At 60.6% G+C, this 19,291-nt stretch carries 15 protein-coding genes; 7 read left to right on the top strand and 8 right to left on the bottom strand.

Annotated elements, in window-relative coordinates:
• Positions 1-95: 95 nt before the first annotated feature.
• Together PspCFBP13508_RS06920 and groL are read left to right on the top strand one after the other, a co-directional pair.
• A complete protein-coding gene (locus tag PspCFBP13508_RS06920) occupies positions 96-389 on the top strand; it encodes a co-chaperone GroES (protein ID WP_007916610.1) in 294 nt (97 codons plus the stop codon).
• Between the two features lie 50 nt (positions 390-439).
• Positions 440-2,086: a chaperonin GroEL gene (gene groL, locus PspCFBP13508_RS06915; RefSeq protein WP_064365078.1), complete on the top strand. Its 1,647-nt coding sequence runs from the start codon at positions 440-442 to the stop codon at positions 2,084-2,086.
• A 189-nt stretch (positions 2,087-2,275) separates the two neighbouring features.
• Here the strand turns inward: groL and PspCFBP13508_RS06910 are convergent, their stop codons facing one another.
• Positions 2,276-3,019, bottom strand: a complete 744-nt coding sequence (locus PspCFBP13508_RS06910) for a phosphatase PAP2 family protein (protein WP_137214052.1) — start codon at positions 3,017-3,019, stop codon at positions 2,276-2,278.
• 210 nt (positions 3,020-3,229) lie between these two features.
• Here PspCFBP13508_RS06910 and colR point away from each other — a divergent pair, with 210 nt between their 5' ends.
• The 5 genes from colR to PspCFBP13508_RS06885 all read left to right on the top strand — a co-directional run bounded on the left by colR (position 3,230) and on the right by PspCFBP13508_RS06885 (position 6,956).
• Positions 3,230-3,913, top strand: coding sequence for a two-component system response regulator ColR (gene colR / locus PspCFBP13508_RS06905; protein WP_016773421.1), 684 nt, complete (start codon positions 3,230-3,232; stop codon positions 3,911-3,913).
• On the top strand, positions 3,903-5,186 hold the full coding sequence (locus PspCFBP13508_RS06900; protein ID WP_130912036.1) for a HAMP domain-containing sensor histidine kinase: 1,284 nt from the start codon (positions 3,903-3,905) through the stop codon (positions 5,184-5,186). Before colR ends, PspCFBP13508_RS06900 begins: the two co-directional genes overlap by 11 nt.
• A gap of 151 nt (positions 5,187-5,337) precedes the next feature.
• Positions 5,338-6,006 carry a class I SAM-dependent methyltransferase gene (locus PspCFBP13508_RS06895; protein WP_137214184.1) on the top strand — a complete coding sequence of 223 codons (669 nt, stop codon included), beginning with the start codon at positions 5,338-5,340 and terminating at the stop codon, positions 6,004-6,006.
• A 3-nt stretch (positions 6,007-6,009) separates the two neighbouring features.
• A complete protein-coding gene (locus PspCFBP13508_RS06890; RefSeq protein WP_130912038.1) occupies positions 6,010-6,726 on the top strand; it encodes a lipopolysaccharide kinase InaA family protein in 717 nt (238 codons plus the stop codon).
• A 2-nt stretch (positions 6,727-6,728) separates the two neighbouring features.
• Positions 6,729-6,956, top strand: coding sequence for a hypothetical protein (locus PspCFBP13508_RS06885; protein WP_016773424.1), 228 nt, complete (start codon positions 6,729-6,731; stop codon positions 6,954-6,956).
• Between the two features lie 178 nt (positions 6,957-7,134).
• Here PspCFBP13508_RS06885 and PspCFBP13508_RS06880 read toward each other — a convergent pair whose 3' ends face one another.
• From PspCFBP13508_RS06880 to PspCFBP13508_RS06850, 7 genes are all read right to left on the bottom strand, one after another.
• Entirely contained in the window at positions 7,135-10,161 is a 3,027-nt protein-coding gene (locus PspCFBP13508_RS06880) for a multidrug efflux RND transporter permease subunit (protein ID WP_137214051.1), read from the bottom strand.
• 13 nt (positions 10,162-10,174) lie between these two features.
• Complete coding sequence (locus PspCFBP13508_RS06875) at positions 10,175-11,323, bottom strand: efflux RND transporter periplasmic adaptor subunit (protein ID WP_137214050.1); 1,149 nt, start codon at positions 11,321-11,323, stop codon at positions 10,175-10,177.
• A gap of 168 nt (positions 11,324-11,491) precedes the next feature.
• On the bottom strand, positions 11,492-12,592 hold the full coding sequence (locus tag PspCFBP13508_RS06870; protein ID WP_137214049.1) for a DUF1513 domain-containing protein: 1,101 nt from the start codon (positions 12,590-12,592) through the stop codon (positions 11,492-11,494).
• Positions 12,593-12,606: 14 nt separating this feature from the next.
• A complete protein-coding gene (locus tag PspCFBP13508_RS06865; protein WP_137214048.1) occupies positions 12,607-13,671 on the bottom strand; it encodes an imelysin family protein in 1,065 nt (354 codons plus the stop codon).
• Between the two features lie 27 nt (positions 13,672-13,698).
• The gene (locus tag PspCFBP13508_RS06860) at positions 13,699-15,126 is read right to left on the bottom strand and encodes a di-heme oxidoredictase family protein (protein ID WP_137214047.1); all 1,428 of its coding nucleotides are present in this window, start codon (positions 15,124-15,126) and stop codon (positions 13,699-13,701) included.
• A 278-nt stretch (positions 15,127-15,404) separates the two neighbouring features.
• Positions 15,405-16,763, bottom strand: coding sequence for an imelysin family protein (locus PspCFBP13508_RS06855; protein WP_137214046.1), 1,359 nt, complete (start codon positions 16,761-16,763; stop codon positions 15,405-15,407).
• Between the two features lie 225 nt (positions 16,764-16,988).
• Positions 16,989-19,040: a bifunctional diguanylate cyclase/phosphodiesterase gene (locus PspCFBP13508_RS06850; RefSeq protein ID WP_137214045.1), complete on the bottom strand. Its 2,052-nt coding sequence runs from the start codon at positions 19,038-19,040 to the stop codon at positions 16,989-16,991.
• Positions 19,041-19,291 lie beyond the last annotated feature (251 nt).

The following is a 19,291-nucleotide window of genomic DNA, read 5'->3' as shown; positions in this document are numbered from 1 at the left end:
GTTCGCTCGACGGACCGCAACCGGCGCAGGCCGGATTCGTTAAACCCGCCGGGACTACACCGGCCGATGAAAACCACAATTAGGAGAGATCGACAATGAAGCTTCGTCCTCTGCATGACCGCGTCGTCATCCGTCGCAGCGAAGAAGAAAAGAAAACCGCTGGCGGTATCGTCCTGCCAGGTTCGGCTGCTGAAAAAGCCAACCACGGTGTGATTCTCGCTGTAGGCCCGGGCAAAGCTCTGGAAAACGGTGAAGTGCGTGCACTGTCCGTGAAGGAAGGCGACAAGGTTGTGTTCGGTCCTTACTCCGGCAGCAACACTGTGAAAGTCGATGGCGAAGACCTGCTGGTAATGAGCGAGAACGAAATCCTCGCGGTTATCGAAGGCTGATATCCCCGTTCATTTTCCCGCTACTACAAAGTATTTAAGGAATATCGATCATGGCTGCTAAAGAAGTTAAGTTCGGCGATGCCGCCCGCTCCAAGATGCTCAAAGGCGTCAACGTTCTGGCTGACGCGGTAAAAGCGACCCTGGGCCCGAAAGGCCGTAACGTGATCCTCGAGAAGAGCTTCGGCGCTCCGACCATCACCAAGGACGGCGTTTCCGTCGCCAAAGAGATCGAACTCGAAGATCGCTTCGAAAACATGGGCGCGCAGCTGGTCAAAGACGTTGCCTCCCGTGCCAACGATGACGCTGGTGACGGTACTACCACCGCTACCGTTCTGGCTCAGTCGATCGTCAACGAAGGCCTGAAAGCCGTCGCTGCCGGCATGAACCCGATGGACCTCAAGCGCGGCATCGACAAGGCGACCATCGCCATTGTCAAAGAGCTCAAAGCCCTGTCCAAGCCATGCGCTGATTTCAAAGCCATCGCTCAGGTCGGCACCATCTCGGCCAACTCCGACAACTCCATCGGCGACATCATTGCCGAAGCCATGGAAAAAGTCGGTAAAGAAGGCGTGATCACCGTTGAAGAAGGCTCGGGCCTGGAAAACGAACTGTCGGTTGTTGAAGGCATGCAGTTCGACCGTGGCTACCTGTCGCCATACTTCGTCAACAAGCCGGACACCATGGTTGCCGAGCTCGACGGCCCGCTGATCCTGCTGGTCGACAAGAAGATCTCCAACATCCGCGAAATGCTGCCAGTGCTGGAAGCCGTTGCCAAAGCCGGCCGTCCACTGCTGATCGTGGCCGAAGACGTTGAAGGCGAAGCCCTGGCGACTCTGGTTGTGAACAACATGCGTGGCATCGTCAAAGTCGCTGCCGTCAAGGCACCGGGCTTCGGCGACCGTCGCAAGGCCATGCTGCAGGACATCGCTGTTCTGACCGGCGGTACCGTCATCTCCGAAGAGATCGGTCTGAGCCTGGAAAGCACCACCCTGGAGCACCTGGGTAACGCCAAGCGCGTCACCCTGTCCAAGGAAAACACCATCATCGTTGACGGTGCTGGCGTGCAGGCAGACATCGAAGGCCGTATCGCTCAGATCCGCGCCCAGGTTGCCGAAACTTCCTCGGACTACGACCGTGAAAAACTGCAAGAGCGTCTGGCCAAGCTGTCCGGCGGCGTTGCAGTGATCAAGGTTGGCGCTGGTTCCGAAGTTGAAATGAAAGAGAAGAAAGCCCGCGTTGAAGACGCCCTGCACGCAACCCGCGCAGCCGTTGAAGAAGGCGTGGTACCTGGCGGTGGCGTGGCGCTGATCCGTGCTCTGGAAGCACTGACCGAGCTGACCGGCGACAACGCTGACCAGAACGTCGGTATCGCTGTGCTGCGTCGCGCTGTTGAAGCGCCGCTGCGTCAGATCGCTGCCAACTCCGGTGACGAGCCAAGCGTTGTCGTCAACGAAGTGAAGAACGGCAAAGGTAACTTCGGTTACAACGCTGCTTCCGGCGAATACGGCGACATGATCGAAATGGGCATCCTGGACCCAACCAAGGTAACCCGTTCGGCTCTGCAAGCTGCAGCCTCCATCGGCGGTCTGATCCTGACCACCGAAGCAGCTGTTGCCGACGCACCGAAGAAAGAAGGTGCAGCTGGCGGCGGTATGCCAGACATGGGCGGCATGGGTGGCATGGGCGGCATGATGTAAGCCAGCCCTGGCCCTGTAACGAAAAACCCCGCTGGCGAAAGTCAGCGGGGTTTTTTATTGCCCCAATTTCGAAGCTCACTGGTATCCCCTGTGGGAGCGAGCCTGCTCGCGAAAGCGGTCTGTCATCCGACATGCAAGCCAGTTGAGCCGACAATTCGCGAGCAGGCTCGCTCCCACAGGTTGTTTATTTCAGGCATTGATCGGCTGTGTGTTCATCGCCGTCGAAGTCTTGGCAGCCGGGCGATACAGCACCCAGTAATAAGCCCCCAGACAAATCAGCCAGCAAAAAATCGCCGTCCACACGTTGTGCGAAAAGAAGTGCGCGCCCTGCATCATGCGGCTGATCGAGAACACCGAGCCCAGCGCAAAGGCAAACACAAATGCCTGCCGCGCCAGTCGCGGGCGGCGGTCGCGCAACACGAAGAACAAAGCAAACAGCGTAAACCCGGTCGCCGCATGGCCACCCGGCCAGCAACGTCCCGGCTTATCAGTGGCGGGGCGATGCTCCATCAGTTTGCTGTAGGTCTCGTGACCGCCGAATTGCTCCAGGCTCCACGGGCATTGCACGGCGGTGACGGCTTTGACCGGGGTGACAAACGAAGTCGCCAGCCCCAGCGACAGCACCAGGCAGCCCAGTTCGCGCTTGAACGGTTTCAGTCTTTCGATGAAAAACGCGCCGATGAAACCGAGGATGGCAAACACCGAGAAGCCGATCACCAGCTGTTTCGCCCGGTCATGCAGGATGTCTTCAAGAAAATAGCTGTGCCGCCCGATGAAGTCCCCGGCCACCGGGTCGTAGAACATCTGCGCCAGAACCATGTCCAGATCGGTCAGTTCGAGCAACAGCAGAATGATCGCCGCCGCTGCGGGAATGCCCAGACACAACCACCAGTTCAGCGGTCTTGAAGCGGGAAGGGCAGAGGTCGACACCATGGCAGGTTCCTTGGTCGATGAAGAGAGAGTGAAGGCGCAATCGCGCGGAGTCTGCGCGCGCTGGCGTCGGCGATTTGTTAACCGAAAGTGAAAAAAACGTCGCAGCGCGCGCAGTGCAGGTTTATCGAAAAACGCCCCTAGCCCTGAGCCCCACTTGGCCGTAAGCTGCGCGGGCCAAGACGGCCGTTACCCCGTTCGGAGGAGATGTCCATGCGAATTCTGCTGGTCGAAGACAACCGTGACATCCTGGCCAATCTGGCCGATTACCTGGGCATGAAAGGCTATACCGTCGATTGCGCACAAGACGGCCTGTCCGGTCTGCATCTGGCGGCGACCGAGCATTACGACCTGATCGTGCTCGACATCATGCTGCCCGGCATCGACGGCTACACCTTGTGCAAACGCCTGCGTGAAGATGCCCGGCGCGACACGCCGGTGATCATGCTCACCGCCCGCGATCAACTCGACGACCGGCTGCAGGGCTTCAAGTCCGGCGCCGACGACTACCTGATCAAACCGTTCGCTCTGTCCGAACTGGCGGCGCGCGTCGAAGCGGTCATGCGCCGTGCTCAGGGCGGCGGTCGCCGGGCATTGCAGGTCGGCGACCTGAGCTACGACCTCGACACTCTCGAAGTGACCCGCGAAGGCAAGTTGCTCAAGCTCAACCCGGTCGGTCTCAAGCTGCTCGCGGTGTTGATGCAGAAGAGCCCGCATGTGTTGCGTCGGGAAATTCTTGAGGAGGCGCTGTGGGGCGATGATTGCCCGGACAGCGACAGCCTGCGCAGCCATGTTCACCAATTGCGCCAGGTGATCGACAAGCCATTCGCCAAGCCACTGCTGCACACCGTGCACGGTGTCGGTTATCGCTTGGCCGAGGGGCGAGATGGAGTTTAAGCAGAGTCTTTCCCAGCGGATCATCATCGCCTTTGCACTGATGAGTGCGCTGGTGGCTGGCGCCTTCGCCATGGGCATCGTCGCGACGGTGCACCTGGTGGAAGAGAAACTGATTTCTGCGGGGCTGGGCGGCGACCTGCAACGTCTGCTGCTGATGGACAACGTCTCCGACTGGAGCCACCGGCCCGAGCCGGATCAGCTGTTCTATTTCAGCGGCGGGCCAGGGGATTTCGACCTGCCCAAGGATCTGCGTCACCTCGATGCAGGTTTCCATGAGGTATTTCGCGAACAACTGTCCTATCACGCCATGGTCGAAGTGGTGGATGGTCGGCGTTATGTTTTGCTGCAGGATCAAAGCGATTTCGAAGAGCGCGAGCGCGTGCTGTTTGCTGTGGTGCTGGTCGGCTTCGTGCTCAGTCTGGCGCTGGCGGTGTTCCTTGGCTGGGTGCTCGCCCGCAAAGTGATGGCGCCGGTGGTGCGCCTGGCGCGGCAGGTCCGTCATCGCGACCAGTTGCTCGGCCTGGCGCCACCCTTGGCGCCGGATTACGCAGCGGATGAAGTCGGTGAGCTGGCGGTGGCATTCGATGCCACGCTGGGGCGCTTGCGTCAGGCGCTGACCCGTGAACGCCTGTTCACCAGTGACGTCAGCCATGAGTTGCGCACGCCACTGATGGTCCTCGCCAGTTCCTGCGAACTGTTGCTGGAAAACCCCGGTATCGATCAGCGCGGTCGCGCGCAGGTCGAGCGCATTGCCCGGGCCAGCGAAGAGATGCGCGAACTGGTACAGACTTTCCTGATGCTGGCACGCACACAGAACGAAGAAGCCGCGGCGGCGCCGCAGCAGAATCTCACGCAAGTCGCCGAAAGCCTGTTGTGCCTGTGGCGTGAGCCGATCGAGCGCAAGGGCCTGACGCTGATGTTCGAGCCGGGCAACCCACCGGACACTCGCTACAACGCGACCTTGCTGAACGCGGTCATGGGCAATCTTCTGCGTAACGCGCTGCACTACACCGAACAGGGCTTCATTCGCCTGACCCTCACCGCCAACGGTTTTGTTGTCGAGGATTCGGGCGTGGGCATTCCCGAGGAAAAACGCGAGGCGATGTTCGAGCCCTTTGTACGCGGCAGCGAGAAACGTGGAGAAGGTCTCGGCCTGGGCTTGTCGCTGGTGCAACGCATCTGTGAAAACCAGGGATGGACGGTGAGCCTGAGCACGATGGAGCCCAATGGCTGCCGATTCGAGGTGGATCTTGGCGTGAATGCCGGCAAATAGTGGCTCGAGGCTACTCCCGTACAGCTGTCTGAATCCTGTATAACGTTGTAATAATTTGCGCATTTACCTGACAGAATTTTCACAATTGGATGACCTGACGCTGACAGGTCGCTGCTTAAGGTGGCGTCATCAGAACTCAGGAGTCCAGATGATGGCCGGCCCGATCAAGCTCGATTTTTCCGAAAAGTACGACGACCAACACGCACAACGATATCTGCGCAAGCATCAGGAAAGCCTTGGTCGCCGCCTGTCGCACTGGCGCGACGAGCAAGTGGGTCGCAAGGCCCTGGCGCTCGCGGGTGACCCCGGACTGGTGCTGGATCTGCCATGTGGTGCCGGGCGTTTCTGGCCAATGCTTGCGGAAAAGCCCAACCGGGTAATCATCGGTGCGGACAATTCCGAATCGATGATCAAGACCGCGTTGCGAGGGCAACCGGCCGAAGTGGTCAAGCGCGTGCAACCACTGCACACCTCGGCATTCGACATCGCTCTGCCGGATAACTCGGTCGACAGCATCTTTTGCATGCGTCTGCTGCACCACATCGGCGAGGCCGAGCACCGCCGGGTGATCCTGCGCGAGTTCGAGCGGGTGACCCGTGACAGTGTGATTGTTTCGTTGTGGGTCGACGGCAATTTCAAGGCCTGGAAGCGCAAGCGCGCCGAGCGGGAACGGGCGAGCCATGACTATCAGAATCGTTTTCTGATTCCGGCGGCGACGATCGAGAAAGAATTCGAACAGGCGGGTTTCCGCATTCAGGAACAACTGGACTTCATACCGCTCTATGCGATGTGGCGAGTTTACGTATTACGCAAGAGGTAGAGGATGGCAGTGCAAGCAGCGGTTGAAGCGAATGTCGCTCCCCAGGATCGTTTCGATCATTACTGGAACCAGCGCGGCGAATGGGTTGAAGAGCCCAATGTGCGCCGTGGTGGCGAAAGCGGGGTGCAGCGCATCGTCGACCGTGACGGTCAGCTGTTGTACGCCAAGCGCCAGACCGGGCACATCTATCGCAGCTGGCTTCACCCGTTCGGACGCCCCACCGTATTGCGTGAGCTCGACGCGCTGACCGGCGTGAGCAAGCTCGGTGTCCGCGTACCGCAAATCGTTTTCTGCGGCGCCCAGCCCGATCCTCAGCACAAGTGGCGCGCATTGCTGGTGACGAAGTCGCTGGACGGCTTCCAGGAACTGGAGCACTGGCTGGCCGCCGTCGGTGGTCGCGATCAATGTGACAACGTGGTTTACGAGCGAGTCCTCAAGGACCTCGCCGAAAACCTGGCCCGCATGCACAAGGGCCGCTGGCAACACAGCTGCATCTACATCAAGCATGTCTTCGTCCGGGTGACCGGTGAAGGCGAAGCGGCGCAGGTTGAAGTGGCGTTGATCGATCTGGAGAAGTGCCGTCAGCGTCTGACCGCCTATCGCGCCGCCCGGCATGACATGAAGCAACTGCGTCGCCATTCGTCGTTCCGCGATGCCGACTGGAAAAAACTCGTCTACTTTTATGAGACGGCGTTTGGCAGCGCTATCAAAGGTTTATAGCGATGAAACTCGAAATTGCACGAGGTTTGTTCCTGGTTGGGGCCTTGGCAGTTGCTTCACTGGCGGTGGCTGCCTGGGAGCAGCCGCGCATGCAGGTCATAGGAGCGTCCGGGAACGACGCTCACTGCTCGGTTCCACGGGTGGCCAAGGCCTCCGTGGCGACCCAGCCCGATCATGATTTGCTGTTGTTCATGTTCGGCCTGTCCCAGGGAATGAGGCCAGCCAGTTGAAACGATTGAAGCCCAAATAAAAGGCCTCGCAGATGCGAGGCCTTTTTTTATTCCACAACTTTCAAGATACATATCGCCCTCTGTGGGAGCGAGCCTGCTCGCGAAGGTGTGTCAGTCGACATCAATGCAGCTGAACTGCCGCATTCGCGAGCAGGCTCGCTCCCACAGGGAAATGGGCTTATCTGGCATCTGGCTTAGCAAGGAAGGTATAAACACACGGCAGCACGAACAATGTGAACAACGTGCCGATCGACATCCCCGTGGCAATCACCAGGCCGATATCAAAGCGGCTCACCGCTCCCGCACCGGTCGCCAAAATCAGCGGCACCATGCCGAACACCATCGCCGCCGTGGTCATCAGCACCGGACGCAAGCGAATCGCCGCCGCTTCCTCGACGGCCTCACGGGCGCTCAGGCCCTTGTCCTTGCGCAACTGGTTGGCGAACTCGACGATCAGGATCCCGTGCTTGCTGATCAGGCCGATCAGCGTCACCAGCCCGACCTGGGTGTAGATGTTCATGCTCGACCAGCCGAGGAACAACGGGATCAGCGCACCGCAAATCGACAGCGGCACTGTCACCAGAATCACCAGCGGATCACGGAAGCTTTCGAACTGCGCAGCCAGCACCAGAAAGATGATCGCCAATGCCAGAGCGAAAGTTACCCACAATGCGCTGCCTTCCTGCACGTACTGCCGCGAGGCGCCGCCGTAGTCAAAGGCAAACCCGGCCGGTGCTTCTTCGCGGGCAATCTGCAGCACGGCGTCGATGGCTTCGCCCATGCTCACCAGCGGAAAGCCGGAAATCTTCGCCGCATTGAGCTGCTGGAACTGATTGAGCTGACGCGGTCGCGCGCGATCACTGACCTTGATCAAGGTCGACAGCGGCAACAATTCGCCCTGGGTGTTTTTCACGTAGTAATTGTTCAGCCAGTCCGGGTTGTCGCGGTAGGCCCGTTCAACCTGGGCGATGACCTTGTAGCTGCGCCCGTCGATGGTAAAGCGGTTGATCTCCGCTTCGCCAAGCAAGGTCGCCAGCGTGCCGCCGAGGTCGAGCATCGACACGCCCATCTGCGCGGCCTTGTCGCGGTCGATATCCACGACTACTTCCGGCTTGTCGAACGCCAGATCAAGGTCGACGAAAGCGAACTTGCCCGACTCCATCGCGCGCTTCTTGATGCGGTCGGCGACTTGCAGCAGCAGCTCGTAGTCATTGGCGGTGTTGACCACGAACTCGAAGGGCAGCCCTTCACCGGTGCCGGGCAGGGAAGGCAGGTTGAAACCGAAGATCTGCAAGCCGGGAATGCTCTCCAGTTTGCCCTGCACCTCGGGGAGGATTTCCATCTGCGTGCGGCTGCGCTCGTTCCACGGCTTGAGCAGGAAACCGCCGATACCGGCCTGCACGCCGTTGTAGCCGTTGATCTGGAACGAAGAGTAGTACTCGGGAAACTCTTTGAAGATGGTGATGAATTCGTCGGTATAGGTGCTCAGGTAGTCGAGGTTGGTCGGCTGCGGCGCGCTGGCCATCATGAAAATGATGCCTTGGTCCTCGTCCGGGGCCAGTTCTGACTTGGTGAACTTGAGAAACACCGGAATCAGGCACAGCACGATCACCGCGAACACCAGCACCACCGGCCGGGTGTTGAGCGTGCCGTGCAGCATGCTTTGATAACGGCGCTTGAGCCCTTCGAAAACACGATCGAGACGATGGGCCAGGCCGCTGGGATTCTCTTCGTGACGCAGCAGAAACGCGCACATCATCGGCGACAGGGTCAAGGCGACGACGCCAGAAATTACCACCGCACCGGCCAGAGTCAGGGCGAACTCCTTGAACAGCGCCCCGGTCAGCCCGGTGAGGAATCCGATCGGCGCATACACCGCCGCCAGAGTGATGGTCATCGACACCACCGGCATGGCAATTTCCCGCGCGCCTTCCAGCGCTGCATCGAACGGCGTCTTGCCTTCCTCGATGTGCCGGTGGATGTTTTCCACCACGACAATCGCGTCGTCCACCACCAGACCGATGGCCAGCACCATCGCCAGCAGCGTCAGCAGGTTCATCGAGTAACCCATCATCTGCATGAAGAACATCACGCCGATCATCGACAGCGGAATGGTCACCACCGGGATCACTACCGAACGCAGAGCGCCGAGGAACAGGAACACCACGACGATAACGATCAGCACCGCTTCGAACAGGGTTTTCACTACCTCATCGATGGAGGCCTGAATGAACAATGTCGCGTCGTAGGCGATCTCGCTTTTCAGGTTCGGCGGCAGCTGCGCTTCCAGCTCGGGCATCAGCTTGCGCACTTCCTTGATCACGTCCAGCGGGTTGGCGCCGGGGGTGGCCTTGATGCCGATGTACACCGACGGCGTGCCGCCGAACGAACTGATCGAGTCGTAGTTTTCCGCGCCCATTTCCACCCGTGCGACATCGCGCAGCAGCACGCGGCTGTCACCATCGACCTTGAGCGGAATCGCCGCGAAGGCCTCGGCGGATTTCAGTTCGGTGTTGGCGTTGATGCTGGTGACGGTGTACTCGCCTTTCACTTCGCCGGCGGCGGAGAGAAAGTTGTACTGGCGCACTGCGGCGGTCACGTCGGCGGCGCTGAGGCCGAAGCCGGCGAGTTTCACCGGGTCGAGCCACAGACGCATGGCGAACACCTGATTGCCGAGAATTTCCGCTTCGGCCATGCCCGGCAGCGTCGCCAGTTTTGGCTGGATGACCCGCGACAGGTAGTCGGTGATTTGCGGGTTGCTCAGGTCCTTGCTGAAGAAACTGATGTACATCAGCGCCGAAGCGTCGGCGGATTCCTTGCTCAGCACCGGGTCTTCGGCGTCCTGCGGCAGCTTGTTCTTCACCTCGTTGGCCTTGGCCAGCAGTTCGGTGAACAAGCGGTCGGTGTTGGCACCGATGCGCGCATAAATTGAAATCACCGAGAAGTTCTGCCGGCTGACCGAGGTCATGTAATCGATGCCTTCGGCGCTGGCCAGACTCTGTTGCATCGGCTGGGTGATGTAGCCCTGAATGGTTTCGGCGTTGGCCCCGGGATAAGCCGTGGTCACCGTGATCAGGGCGTTTTCCATTTGCGGATACTGGCGCAGGGGCAGCTTGCTCCAGGCCTGGAAGCCCAGCAGCACAATCAGCAGGCTGACCACGGTGGCGAGCACCGGGCGGCGGATGAACGGATCGGTAAAAGCCATGGGGATTCCTTGATCAGTCGGCGCGAGGCGGACTGTTCTGCTCGCCGAGGGTCTTGTCGTCGCTGATGGCGATGTGGGCACCGTTGTCCAGTTTGATCTGGCCCGCCGTTACCACTTGTTCGCCGCTCTGCACGCCCTTGTTGATCATCACCAGGCCATCGCGGCGTTCACCGGTCTCGACGAAACGACGTTCGGCGATCAGCAGCGGTTGGCCGTTGTCATCCTTGGCGACGCTGCCGTCCTCGGCCTTCTTCTGCCCGACCACATAAACCGAGTTGCCGTACAGGGTGTAGGTGATCGCGCTCTCCGGCACCACGATGTGCTTTTGCGGATCAGGCAGCAGCACTTCAAGGCTGGCGAACATGCCCGGCAGCAGCTTGCCGTCGGGGTTGGCCAGGGTGGCGCGGACGAGGATGTTTCGCGTGGTGCTTTCGACGATCGGGTTGATCGCGCTGATCTTGCCGGCAAAGTTCTGCCCCGGATAAGCGGCGACGGTGAACTGCACGGGCTGACCGATAGCGAGTTTCGGCACCGCTTGTTCCGGCACATAGAAGTCAGCGTAAAGGCTGCTCAAATCCTGCAACGTAGCGATTTTGGTACCGCTGGCGAGGTAGTCGCCGACGTCGACCTGGCGGATGCCGATGGTGCCGCTGAATGGCGCGAGGATGCGCTTTTTCGCCAGCGAAGCATTGAGCTGATTGACCGTGGCCTTGTTCTTCTGCAGCACGGCGGAGAGGCGGTCGTACTCGCCTTTGGAGATCGCGCGGCTGTCGACCAGTTGCGCGCCACGGCCGAAGTCCAGTTGCGCCAGGCCGAGGTCGGCGCGGGCGGTTTCCAGCAGAGCGGTTTCGACGGCGCTGTCGAGTTGCAGCAACGGCTGTCCGGCCTTGACCTTCTGCCCGGATTCGAATTTGAGTTCAGTGACGGTGCCGGCGACTTCCAGACTCAAGTCGACACCTTGCAGCGCCTTGAGCGTGCCGACGGTGGGCAGGCGCATCTGCCACGGCTGTTCGCCGGCAGTCGCCACGGCGACACTGATCGGCGGCTTGGGCCTGGAAAAGCCCTGGATCATCGTGTAGATCGAAAAGGCTTTGTATCCGCCCAGTACCAGGACGATCAGCAAAACAACACCCAACATGATCAGCATGCGGCGACGCAGCATATTTCCATTTCCTTGGATAAATCAGGTGAGACAGGCCCGAACATTACTCCGAGAGTGGCAGGGAATCCAACTGCCAACACAGCAAAAGATCGCAGCCTTCGGCAGCTCCTACAGGGGATTGCATTCCAAAGTAGGAGCTGCCGAAGGCTGCGATCTTTTAAGGGCGTTCTACGCCATCAGATGAAGATGGTTGTCCCAGAGCCCCGCCGGCAATTCCAGCGGCTTGGCCAGCAGCTGTTCCTGGCGGCAATCGTAGTAGCGGCAACGGCCCTGACCCGAGGTCACGACAAAGCCATCCTTCACCGCTCCGACCCCGGCGCAATCAGGCAAAGGCGCATCGAGGCGCAGTTCGCCGCTGTCCAGATCCCAGATAAAGAAGCGATTGCCGCGCGGCGCTGTCAACGCGACCAGACGCAGATCGCTGTGCACGGCGACGCTGGCGGTGTAGTGACCCATCGCCTGCAACTGCTCTTCCGCTACCGGGAACGCCACGAACGCTTGCCCGGGGCGCTTGATCGCCAACAGCTCCGAGCGCTCGTGGGACGGCCCCATGAATTGCTGGCCGGCAACGATTGTGCCGTCACTGGCGATGCCCAGGTGGCGCACGCTGTTCATCTGCTGGGCGAGGGTTTCCTTGCTCAGCAATGTGCCGTCGCGCTGCATCAGTACCAGGCTCGGTTCCATGGCGTTGAGGTTCATGTCGACGCGGCTTTCCGCCTCGGTGCGAATCCCGCCGTTGGCCACCACCAGCGTCTCGCCGTCGGGCATCCATGACACCTGATGCGGGCCGAGGCCGTGGGTGGAGATCTCGCCCGAATGCACCAGCCGTTCGCCCTCGAACTTGTACACGCCGAGCAGGCCACGTCCGGGATCGCTCGTGTCGTTCTCGGTGGCGTACAGGTATTCACCATCCTTGTGCACCACGGCGTGGCCGTAAAAGTGCCGGTTCGGCTGGGAGGTCACGGTCTGCAGTAGCTTGCCGTCGCGCAGGTCGATCAGGTAACTCTCGGTACCCGGACGCCGTGCAACGAACAGCGCCAGCGGCTGCGTCGGGTGGTTGATGATGTCGTGGCAACGCTGGCCGACGTGGGTGGCGAACACCCGCGTACCGTCGAGGCGATAACCGACCGCGTAATGCTTGCCATCGGTGTCGTCGCGCGCCGACAGCAGCAGCGGGCTCTGATCCTTGCGTTTGAACAGCGTCCAGCCGCCCAGCGTCACTGCTCCCAGCAGTGCACTACCTAAAGTCAGAACCTGACGTCGCAGCATGGCACTCGCCCTCATCAGTCACCGTCGTTGGCGTTGAAGCCCAGTTGGATGCCCAGCGCCTTGGCCAGCTCGCCTTCATGCAGGCGATGGACGACGTTAAGGCTGTCGTAGATATCGTTGAGTTGTTGGCGACCAGCGTCGTCTTCGAGCATTTCGCCCAGCGAGCGCTGGGTGCTGTCGAACAGCTTCAGCGAAGCGGCATAGGCGGCATCGATCTTGTCCGCCAACGGTTTCTGCTCGGCCGGCAGCAGACCACGCAGGCCTTTGTTGTCGACGCCTTCCCAGACGGTTTTGGCGGCGGCTAGGCTGGCTTCCAGTGCGGTCAGCGACGACTGGCTGCGCCACGCATCAGCCTGGAACGGCTGCGGCACGCCCTTGCTCTGACGGCCCATCGGCGTGCCGAGTTTTTTCTTCAGGGTATCCAGAGCCGTCACTTGGACGCGCAGCAGATCGGCGATCGCTTCGTGGGAGTCGGCGTAGCGCTGGTTAGGGAACTTGCTCATCTGCGCGAGCATGCCATCGGTGTTGTTCCAGCCCTGCAGTATCTCTTCGGCCAGTTGCTTCTGGCGCTCGCCGATGGCGATCAGCAGCGGGCAGTATTTGGCTTTCTGCGCATCGTTGGCGACGTCAGGCTTGGCGTCGAAGAGGATGTATTCGTAAGCCGACAGGCCTTGCACCACGACGCTGGATTTGGCCAATGCGGCGGCATCGATCTGCGGCTGGGCGACGACCAGTTGCTCGACCTGACGGCCGACGAGGTTTTTCTTGTCCGGCCAGAACTGCACTTGCCACGAACGGTTGCCCTCGGCCAGCGGACCGATCAGCAGCGGCTGCAACTCGGCCCAGGCTTTCTGCGCGTGGAGGAAATCGGCACGGGCAGTTTCCAGGCTTTCCTTGCCCTGGCAGTAGGCGAGGGCGCTGACCGCCAGTTGCTTGTCGGCTTCGACCCAGCGAGTGTAGGTCGGCAGGATCACCGATTTGGCGATCGCCGCCGAAGTGACCGCTTGCGGGTCCTGCGGCGAGCAGGCGCCGAGGGCGAGCGCGGCGAGGCTGGTGAACAGTAACTTGGGACGGAACATGTCGGGCTCCCGATGTTTTTTCAGTATTTAAAGTGAGTTCAGAAACGCCAGCAACGCAGCGCGCTGCTCGGCATTGAAAGACAAAACCTGTTGCTGCGCCGCCGTCGCTTCGCCGCCATGCCAGAGCACCGCTTCGAGCAGGTTGCGTGCGCGGCCGTCATGCAAAAACTGGGTGTGACCGCTGACCGCTTGCGTCAGACCAATCCCCCACAACGGCGGCGTGCGCCAGTCGCGGCCGGAGGCCTGAAATTCCGTGCGGTTGTCCGCCAAGCCTTCGCCCATGTCATGCAGCAGCAAGTCGCTGTACGGACGAATCACCTGATTGGCCAATTCCGGTTCGGCGGCATCGGCGGCGGTGGTGTATTTCGGCGTGTGGCACGACTGGCAACCGGCCTGGAAAAACAGATTCTTGCCGGCCAGCACCTGTGGGTCGTTAATGCCACGGCGCGCCGGCACTGCCAGGTTGCGGCTGTAGAACAGCACCAGGCGCAGAATGTTGTCGCTCACCTCCGGTTCACCGTCCGGGCCATTACCGTTCGGCGCCTGTTTGCAGGCAGTCTGCGCCTCGGTGCAATCGTCGAACGGTCGCAGGCTGGTGGTCAGGCCCATGTCACCGGAAAACGCGTGAACGTTCTGTTGATTGAGGTTCGGTTGCCCGGCCTTCCAGCCGAACCGGCCGATAACGGTCTTCTGCAACTGGTCATCCCAGACCCGGTTGGGCCGGCCGTTGATGCCGTTGTTCTCTTTCGCCTGGGCGGCTGCGTTGGCGAGGATCGCTTGCTCAGGGATCGCTTCGAGCAGGCCCAGACCAATCATCGGCGGCGCCACCCGCGCGGAAAAACGCGTGTCCGGGTGCATCGGGCCGTAACCGAGTTGAGTGATCTGCAGGGTCGGTTTGCGCAACTCGACCTCGGTGCCGTCCTTGAAGCGTACGGGCACCGGTGTGTAGTCGACGCGCACCTTGCCTTCCGGGGCGACGCCGGGCACGGCCATGTCCTGGAACTGCCCGCCATACACCGGCTCCGGCACCACGCCGAGCTGTTCGATGACTGTGGCGTAGGGCGGCGCGTCGGGAATCGACAGGCGCACCAGCATCGACACTGCATTGGTTGCATCAGGTGCCGGCGGATGACCGCGACCGTCCTTGATATGGCAGTTCTGGCAGGCGTTGGTATTGAACAACGGGCCGAGGCCGTCGCGCGCCGTGGTGGTCGACGGCGCGATCACCCACGGGCTGCGAAAGAAACTGTTGCCGACACTGAAATCCACCCGCCGCGACGGCGGCAGGTTGGCCGATGGCAGGGAAAAGGCGTTCTGATCGCTCTTGCGTACAGTCGCCGCACCGCCCGAACGCGCTTCCCCCGGCTCGGCCTTGGTGAAACGCGGGGCGTCATCGCAGGCACTCAGGCCCAGGGCCAGCAACAGTGCGGACAAGCGAAGCGGCAACGACGGCATCAGACATCCTGCAAACGGGCGAAAACAAAGGCGCAAAGTCTAACAGGGCGGGGGAGTTTGAATAAGAGGAATTATCGTTTGCTTGGATATCGCGCAAGCCGTGTAGCGCACGCCAACACTGTGGGAGCGAGCCTGCTCGCGAAAGCGGCGCCCGACGCGCTGAAAATGCTGCGCCGGATCAAGCCTTCGCGAGCAGGCTCGCTCCCACAGGGATAGTGGTGTGCCAATAATGAAAAAGGCGACCCGAAGGTCGCCTCTTTTTGACGCGGACGCTGTGATCAGAATTCGTGATCGGCGTTGTCCGGGTTCAGGTCGCTGATGCCCAGTTTGCCAGCAGCGGCTTCGATCGAACCGGTCTGCTTGACCAGCGCGGCGATGGCGTCGCGAACCACCTGGTTGCCAGCGGTGTTGCCGGCAGCGATCAACTGGTCGTAGTGCTCACCCTTGTTGGCGTGATCGACCATGACCTGGATCTTCGCTTCGGTCGCGGCCAGATCGGCTTTCAGCGCGGTGTCGGCAGCCGGATCGGCCTTGGCCACCAGCGACGACAGGCTGGCGCCGGTCAGCTTGGTGCCGTCAACACGGGTGTACTCGCCCAGGTAAACGTTACGCACGCCTTTGGCGTCGTAGAAGTGCGAGTAGTGGGTGTTGTCGCTGAAGCAATCCTGCTCGTCTTCCGGGGAGTTGGCTTCCAGGGAAACCTTCATGCGTTCGCCCGCCAGTTCACCCAGGGACAGGCTGCCCATGCCGAAGAGCATTTTGCGCAGGCCGGTTTCGCCTGGCTCCGCTTCCAGGGTGGCGCGGTAGTTGTCGGCCACGTTCGGCTTCCAGTTGCCGACCATTTCTTCCAGATCGCTGACCAGCAGTTGGGTCACGGCTTTCAGGTAGGCACGACGACGCTCGTTGTGACCACCGGTGGCGCCGGCGCCTTCCATGTAGTCCGAGGCCGGACGGTTGCCAGCGCCCGGGCCGGTGCCGTTCAGATCCTGGCCCCAGAGCAGGAATTCGATCGCGTGGTAGCCGGTGGCAACGTTCGCCTCGGAACCGCCCAGCTCGTTGAGGCTGGCGAGTTTTTCCGGGGTGATCTCTTTCACGTCGACCTTGTCTTCGCCGACCTGCACTTCGGTGTTGGCGATGATGTTGGCGGTGGCGCCCGGGTTACCCAGTGCGTGCTCGTAGGATTTGTCGACGTAGTCGATCAGGCCTTCGTCCAGGGGCCAGGCGTTAACCTGACCTTCCCAGTCGTCGATGATGGTGTTGCCGAAGCGGAATACTTCGCTCTGCAGGTACGGCACGCGCGCGGCGACCCAGGCAGCCTTGGCGGCTTTCAGGGTGTCGGCGTTCGGCTTGGCGAGGAACGCGTCGACGGCGGTTTGCAGGGTTTTCGCGGTGGATTCGGCATCGCTGTAAACGGCGAAGACCATGTCGGCATAGTGCGCGACCACAGCCTTGGCGGCGGCGTCGTCAACTTTACCGGCAGCAGGAGCGGGTGCAGCGGCCGGCGCCGGGGCTGGAGCAGCGCTGCTGGAAGCCGGAGTCATCTCGGAGGCTTTTTCTTTGTCCTTGCCTTCGCCGCAACCGGCGAGGGAAATAGCGATGGCCAGCAGACTGGCGGTAGCCAGAGGCATACGAATCATGGCGAACATCCTGCTTCGGTAGTTGAGTGGACTGGCGCCGGGGGCGCGCAAAACTGCGACATAATGCAAATCTTTCGCATTATGTGTAAAGGCGTGCCTGGAAATATTTCTTATTTGCGCAAGAAGATCAAAAGATCGCAGCCTCGTTGCACTGTAGGAGCTGACGAGTGCAACGAGGCTGCGATCTTTTGATCTTTTGATCTTTGAGGCTGCGATCTTTGATCTTTAAAGAATCGCCGCGTTACTGCGTTGCGCCTGCTTGAGGTAAATCCCCAGCTCCCGCGCCGGCAGCGGTTTGCTGTAGTGGTAGCCCTGACCTTCGTGGCAGCCCTCGGAAATGATGTACGTCTCCTGCTCGGCGGTTTCCACGCCCTCGGCAATCACCTGCATGCCCAGGCTCTTGCCCAGTTGAATGATCGCGCGAACGATGGTCGCGTCATCGTCGTCATCGAGCAGGTCCTGAACGAAGCTCTTGTCGATCTTGATCTTGTCCAGCGGCAGGCTTTTCAGATAACTGAGCGATGAATAGCCGGTGCCGAAGTCGTCGATCGCGATCAGCGCACCGGAGCGGCGTAGGCTCAGCAGATGCTGGGCGGCGGTGGTGATGTCTTCCATCAGGCCGGTTTCGGTGACTTCCAGTTCCAGACTGCGCGGCGGCAAGCGGTACATCTGCAACAGGTTGTTGACCACCCGTGGCAGCTCGGCGTGGTGCAGTTGCACGGTGGACAGATTGACCGCCATGCGCAGATCGGCAAAACCCTGATCGTGCCACTCGCGCAATTGCTTGCAGGCCTGATCGAGCACCCACTCGCCGATGGCGATGATCGTGCCGTTCTGTTCGGCCAGCGGAATGAACAGGTCCGGCGGCACCAGGCCGTGTTCCGGATGTTGCCAGCGAATCAGCGCTTCGACGCCGACCACGCGGTGATCGCGGTAGCTGATCTGCGGCTGATAGACGAGGTAGAACTGGTCGCGGATCAGCGCGTCACGCAGGTCTTTTTCCAGCTCGCGACGACGGCGCATCTCGCTGTCGACGCTGGCGATGTAGAACTGATAACGATTGCGCGAGCGGGTCTTGGCCAGGGTCATGGTCTGCTCGGCTTTCTGCAACAGCTTCTCGGTGCTGTCGCCGTCCTCCGGAAACAGGGTGATGCCGATGGTCGCGCGCAGGCGGATCTCCTGATCGTCGAGGGCGAAGGGCGCCTCGAGGTCATCGAGAATGCTTTGCGCCAGTTCTGCTGCTTCGTAAGGCTGTTCAATGTCGGCCTGCACCAGCGCGAACTGATCGCCGCCCAGTCGAGCGAGGGCGCCGAGACGACCGCTGTGGGCACGTAAACGATCGGCCAGGGCCAGCAGCAATTGGTCGCCGGTCTGGTAGCTGAATTGCTCGTTGATGCCCTTGAAGTCATCCAGGCCGACGCACAACACCGCGACGCGGCGCTGCAATTTGCCGGCATCGACGAGAATCTTGTCCAGTTGCTGCTGTAATTGCTGGCGGTTCGGCAGACCGGTGAGGAAATCGTACTGGGCCATGCGCAGCAGGCTGTTTTCCGCTTCGTGGCGCAGATGGGTGTTGCGTTCGATGGACTCGAGTAACTGGTTGGCGGTGTTGATCCAAAGGCCCAGTTCGTTTTTTTCGTGGCCCTTGATCTGCGGAATCTTGTGCGCGCTGGGACGATCCGGATTGATCTCGGTGAGGTGCTCAATGATTCGCGACAGCGGTTTGGTCAGCAGCCAGTGATAGACCAGATACAGCACCAGGCCCAACGCCAGTGCGCGCAACACCCCGGAAATGAAAATGATCACCGAGCTGACAATGAACCCTTCGCCATAAGTGGCGGTATCGAGGGTGATGCTCAGGTCGCCGTAGTATTCGCTGTAAGGGCCACGGCCGACCAGTTGCGTGGTGAAGGTGCGTTCCTGGCCGAGAATCAGGTCGGTCAGCCAACGGCTGTTGGAATGCTGCAGCTCGCGGGATTTCTGCGCGAGCATGGCTTCGTTGGGGTGGCCGATGGAGGCCTGACGCACGGCGTCGTCCTGGAACAGCCCTTCGATCACCTGCATGCCCATTTCCCGATCCAGGCTGTACACGGCCTGGGTCGATGGATCGCGGAACATGTCGAGGATCCGTTCGGCGTCGCCGGCCACTGCCTGACGGGTCTTGTAGGCATCGAAGACAATCTGCGCGCAGCTCAAGACTACGCCTACGATCAATGCCGACAGGAGCACGACCCGGAGCAACTTCACCGACAAGCTGTTCTTGAGTTCCAGCTTCAAAGGGTTATTCCTTGTTCCGTGCGGGTAGCGTCAAGTTGCCATGAGTATTGGCAATCCCGGGTTGGCAGTCAAAGGGACAATCGGGCACGGGAAAAGTCGCCGTGATCCTGGCCGCAATGTCGTCATTTGAGTAATAGCTCTGAATTAACTGTGTCGGTTGCAATTGCCTTCAACTTGAGCACTGGGCCAAAGATTTTTTCCTGTCTGTGATGGTAGACGGCTGAGGGCTGGCGGCAAACGGCGTGAAGCTG

The sequence above is a fragment of the Pseudomonas sp. CFBP13508 genome (genome assembly GCF_005233515.1).
GTDB lineage: Bacteria > Pseudomonadota > Gammaproteobacteria > Pseudomonadales > Pseudomonadaceae > Aquipseudomonas > Aquipseudomonas mercuritolerans.
This window is presented reverse-complemented; position numbering and strand designations above follow the sequence as displayed.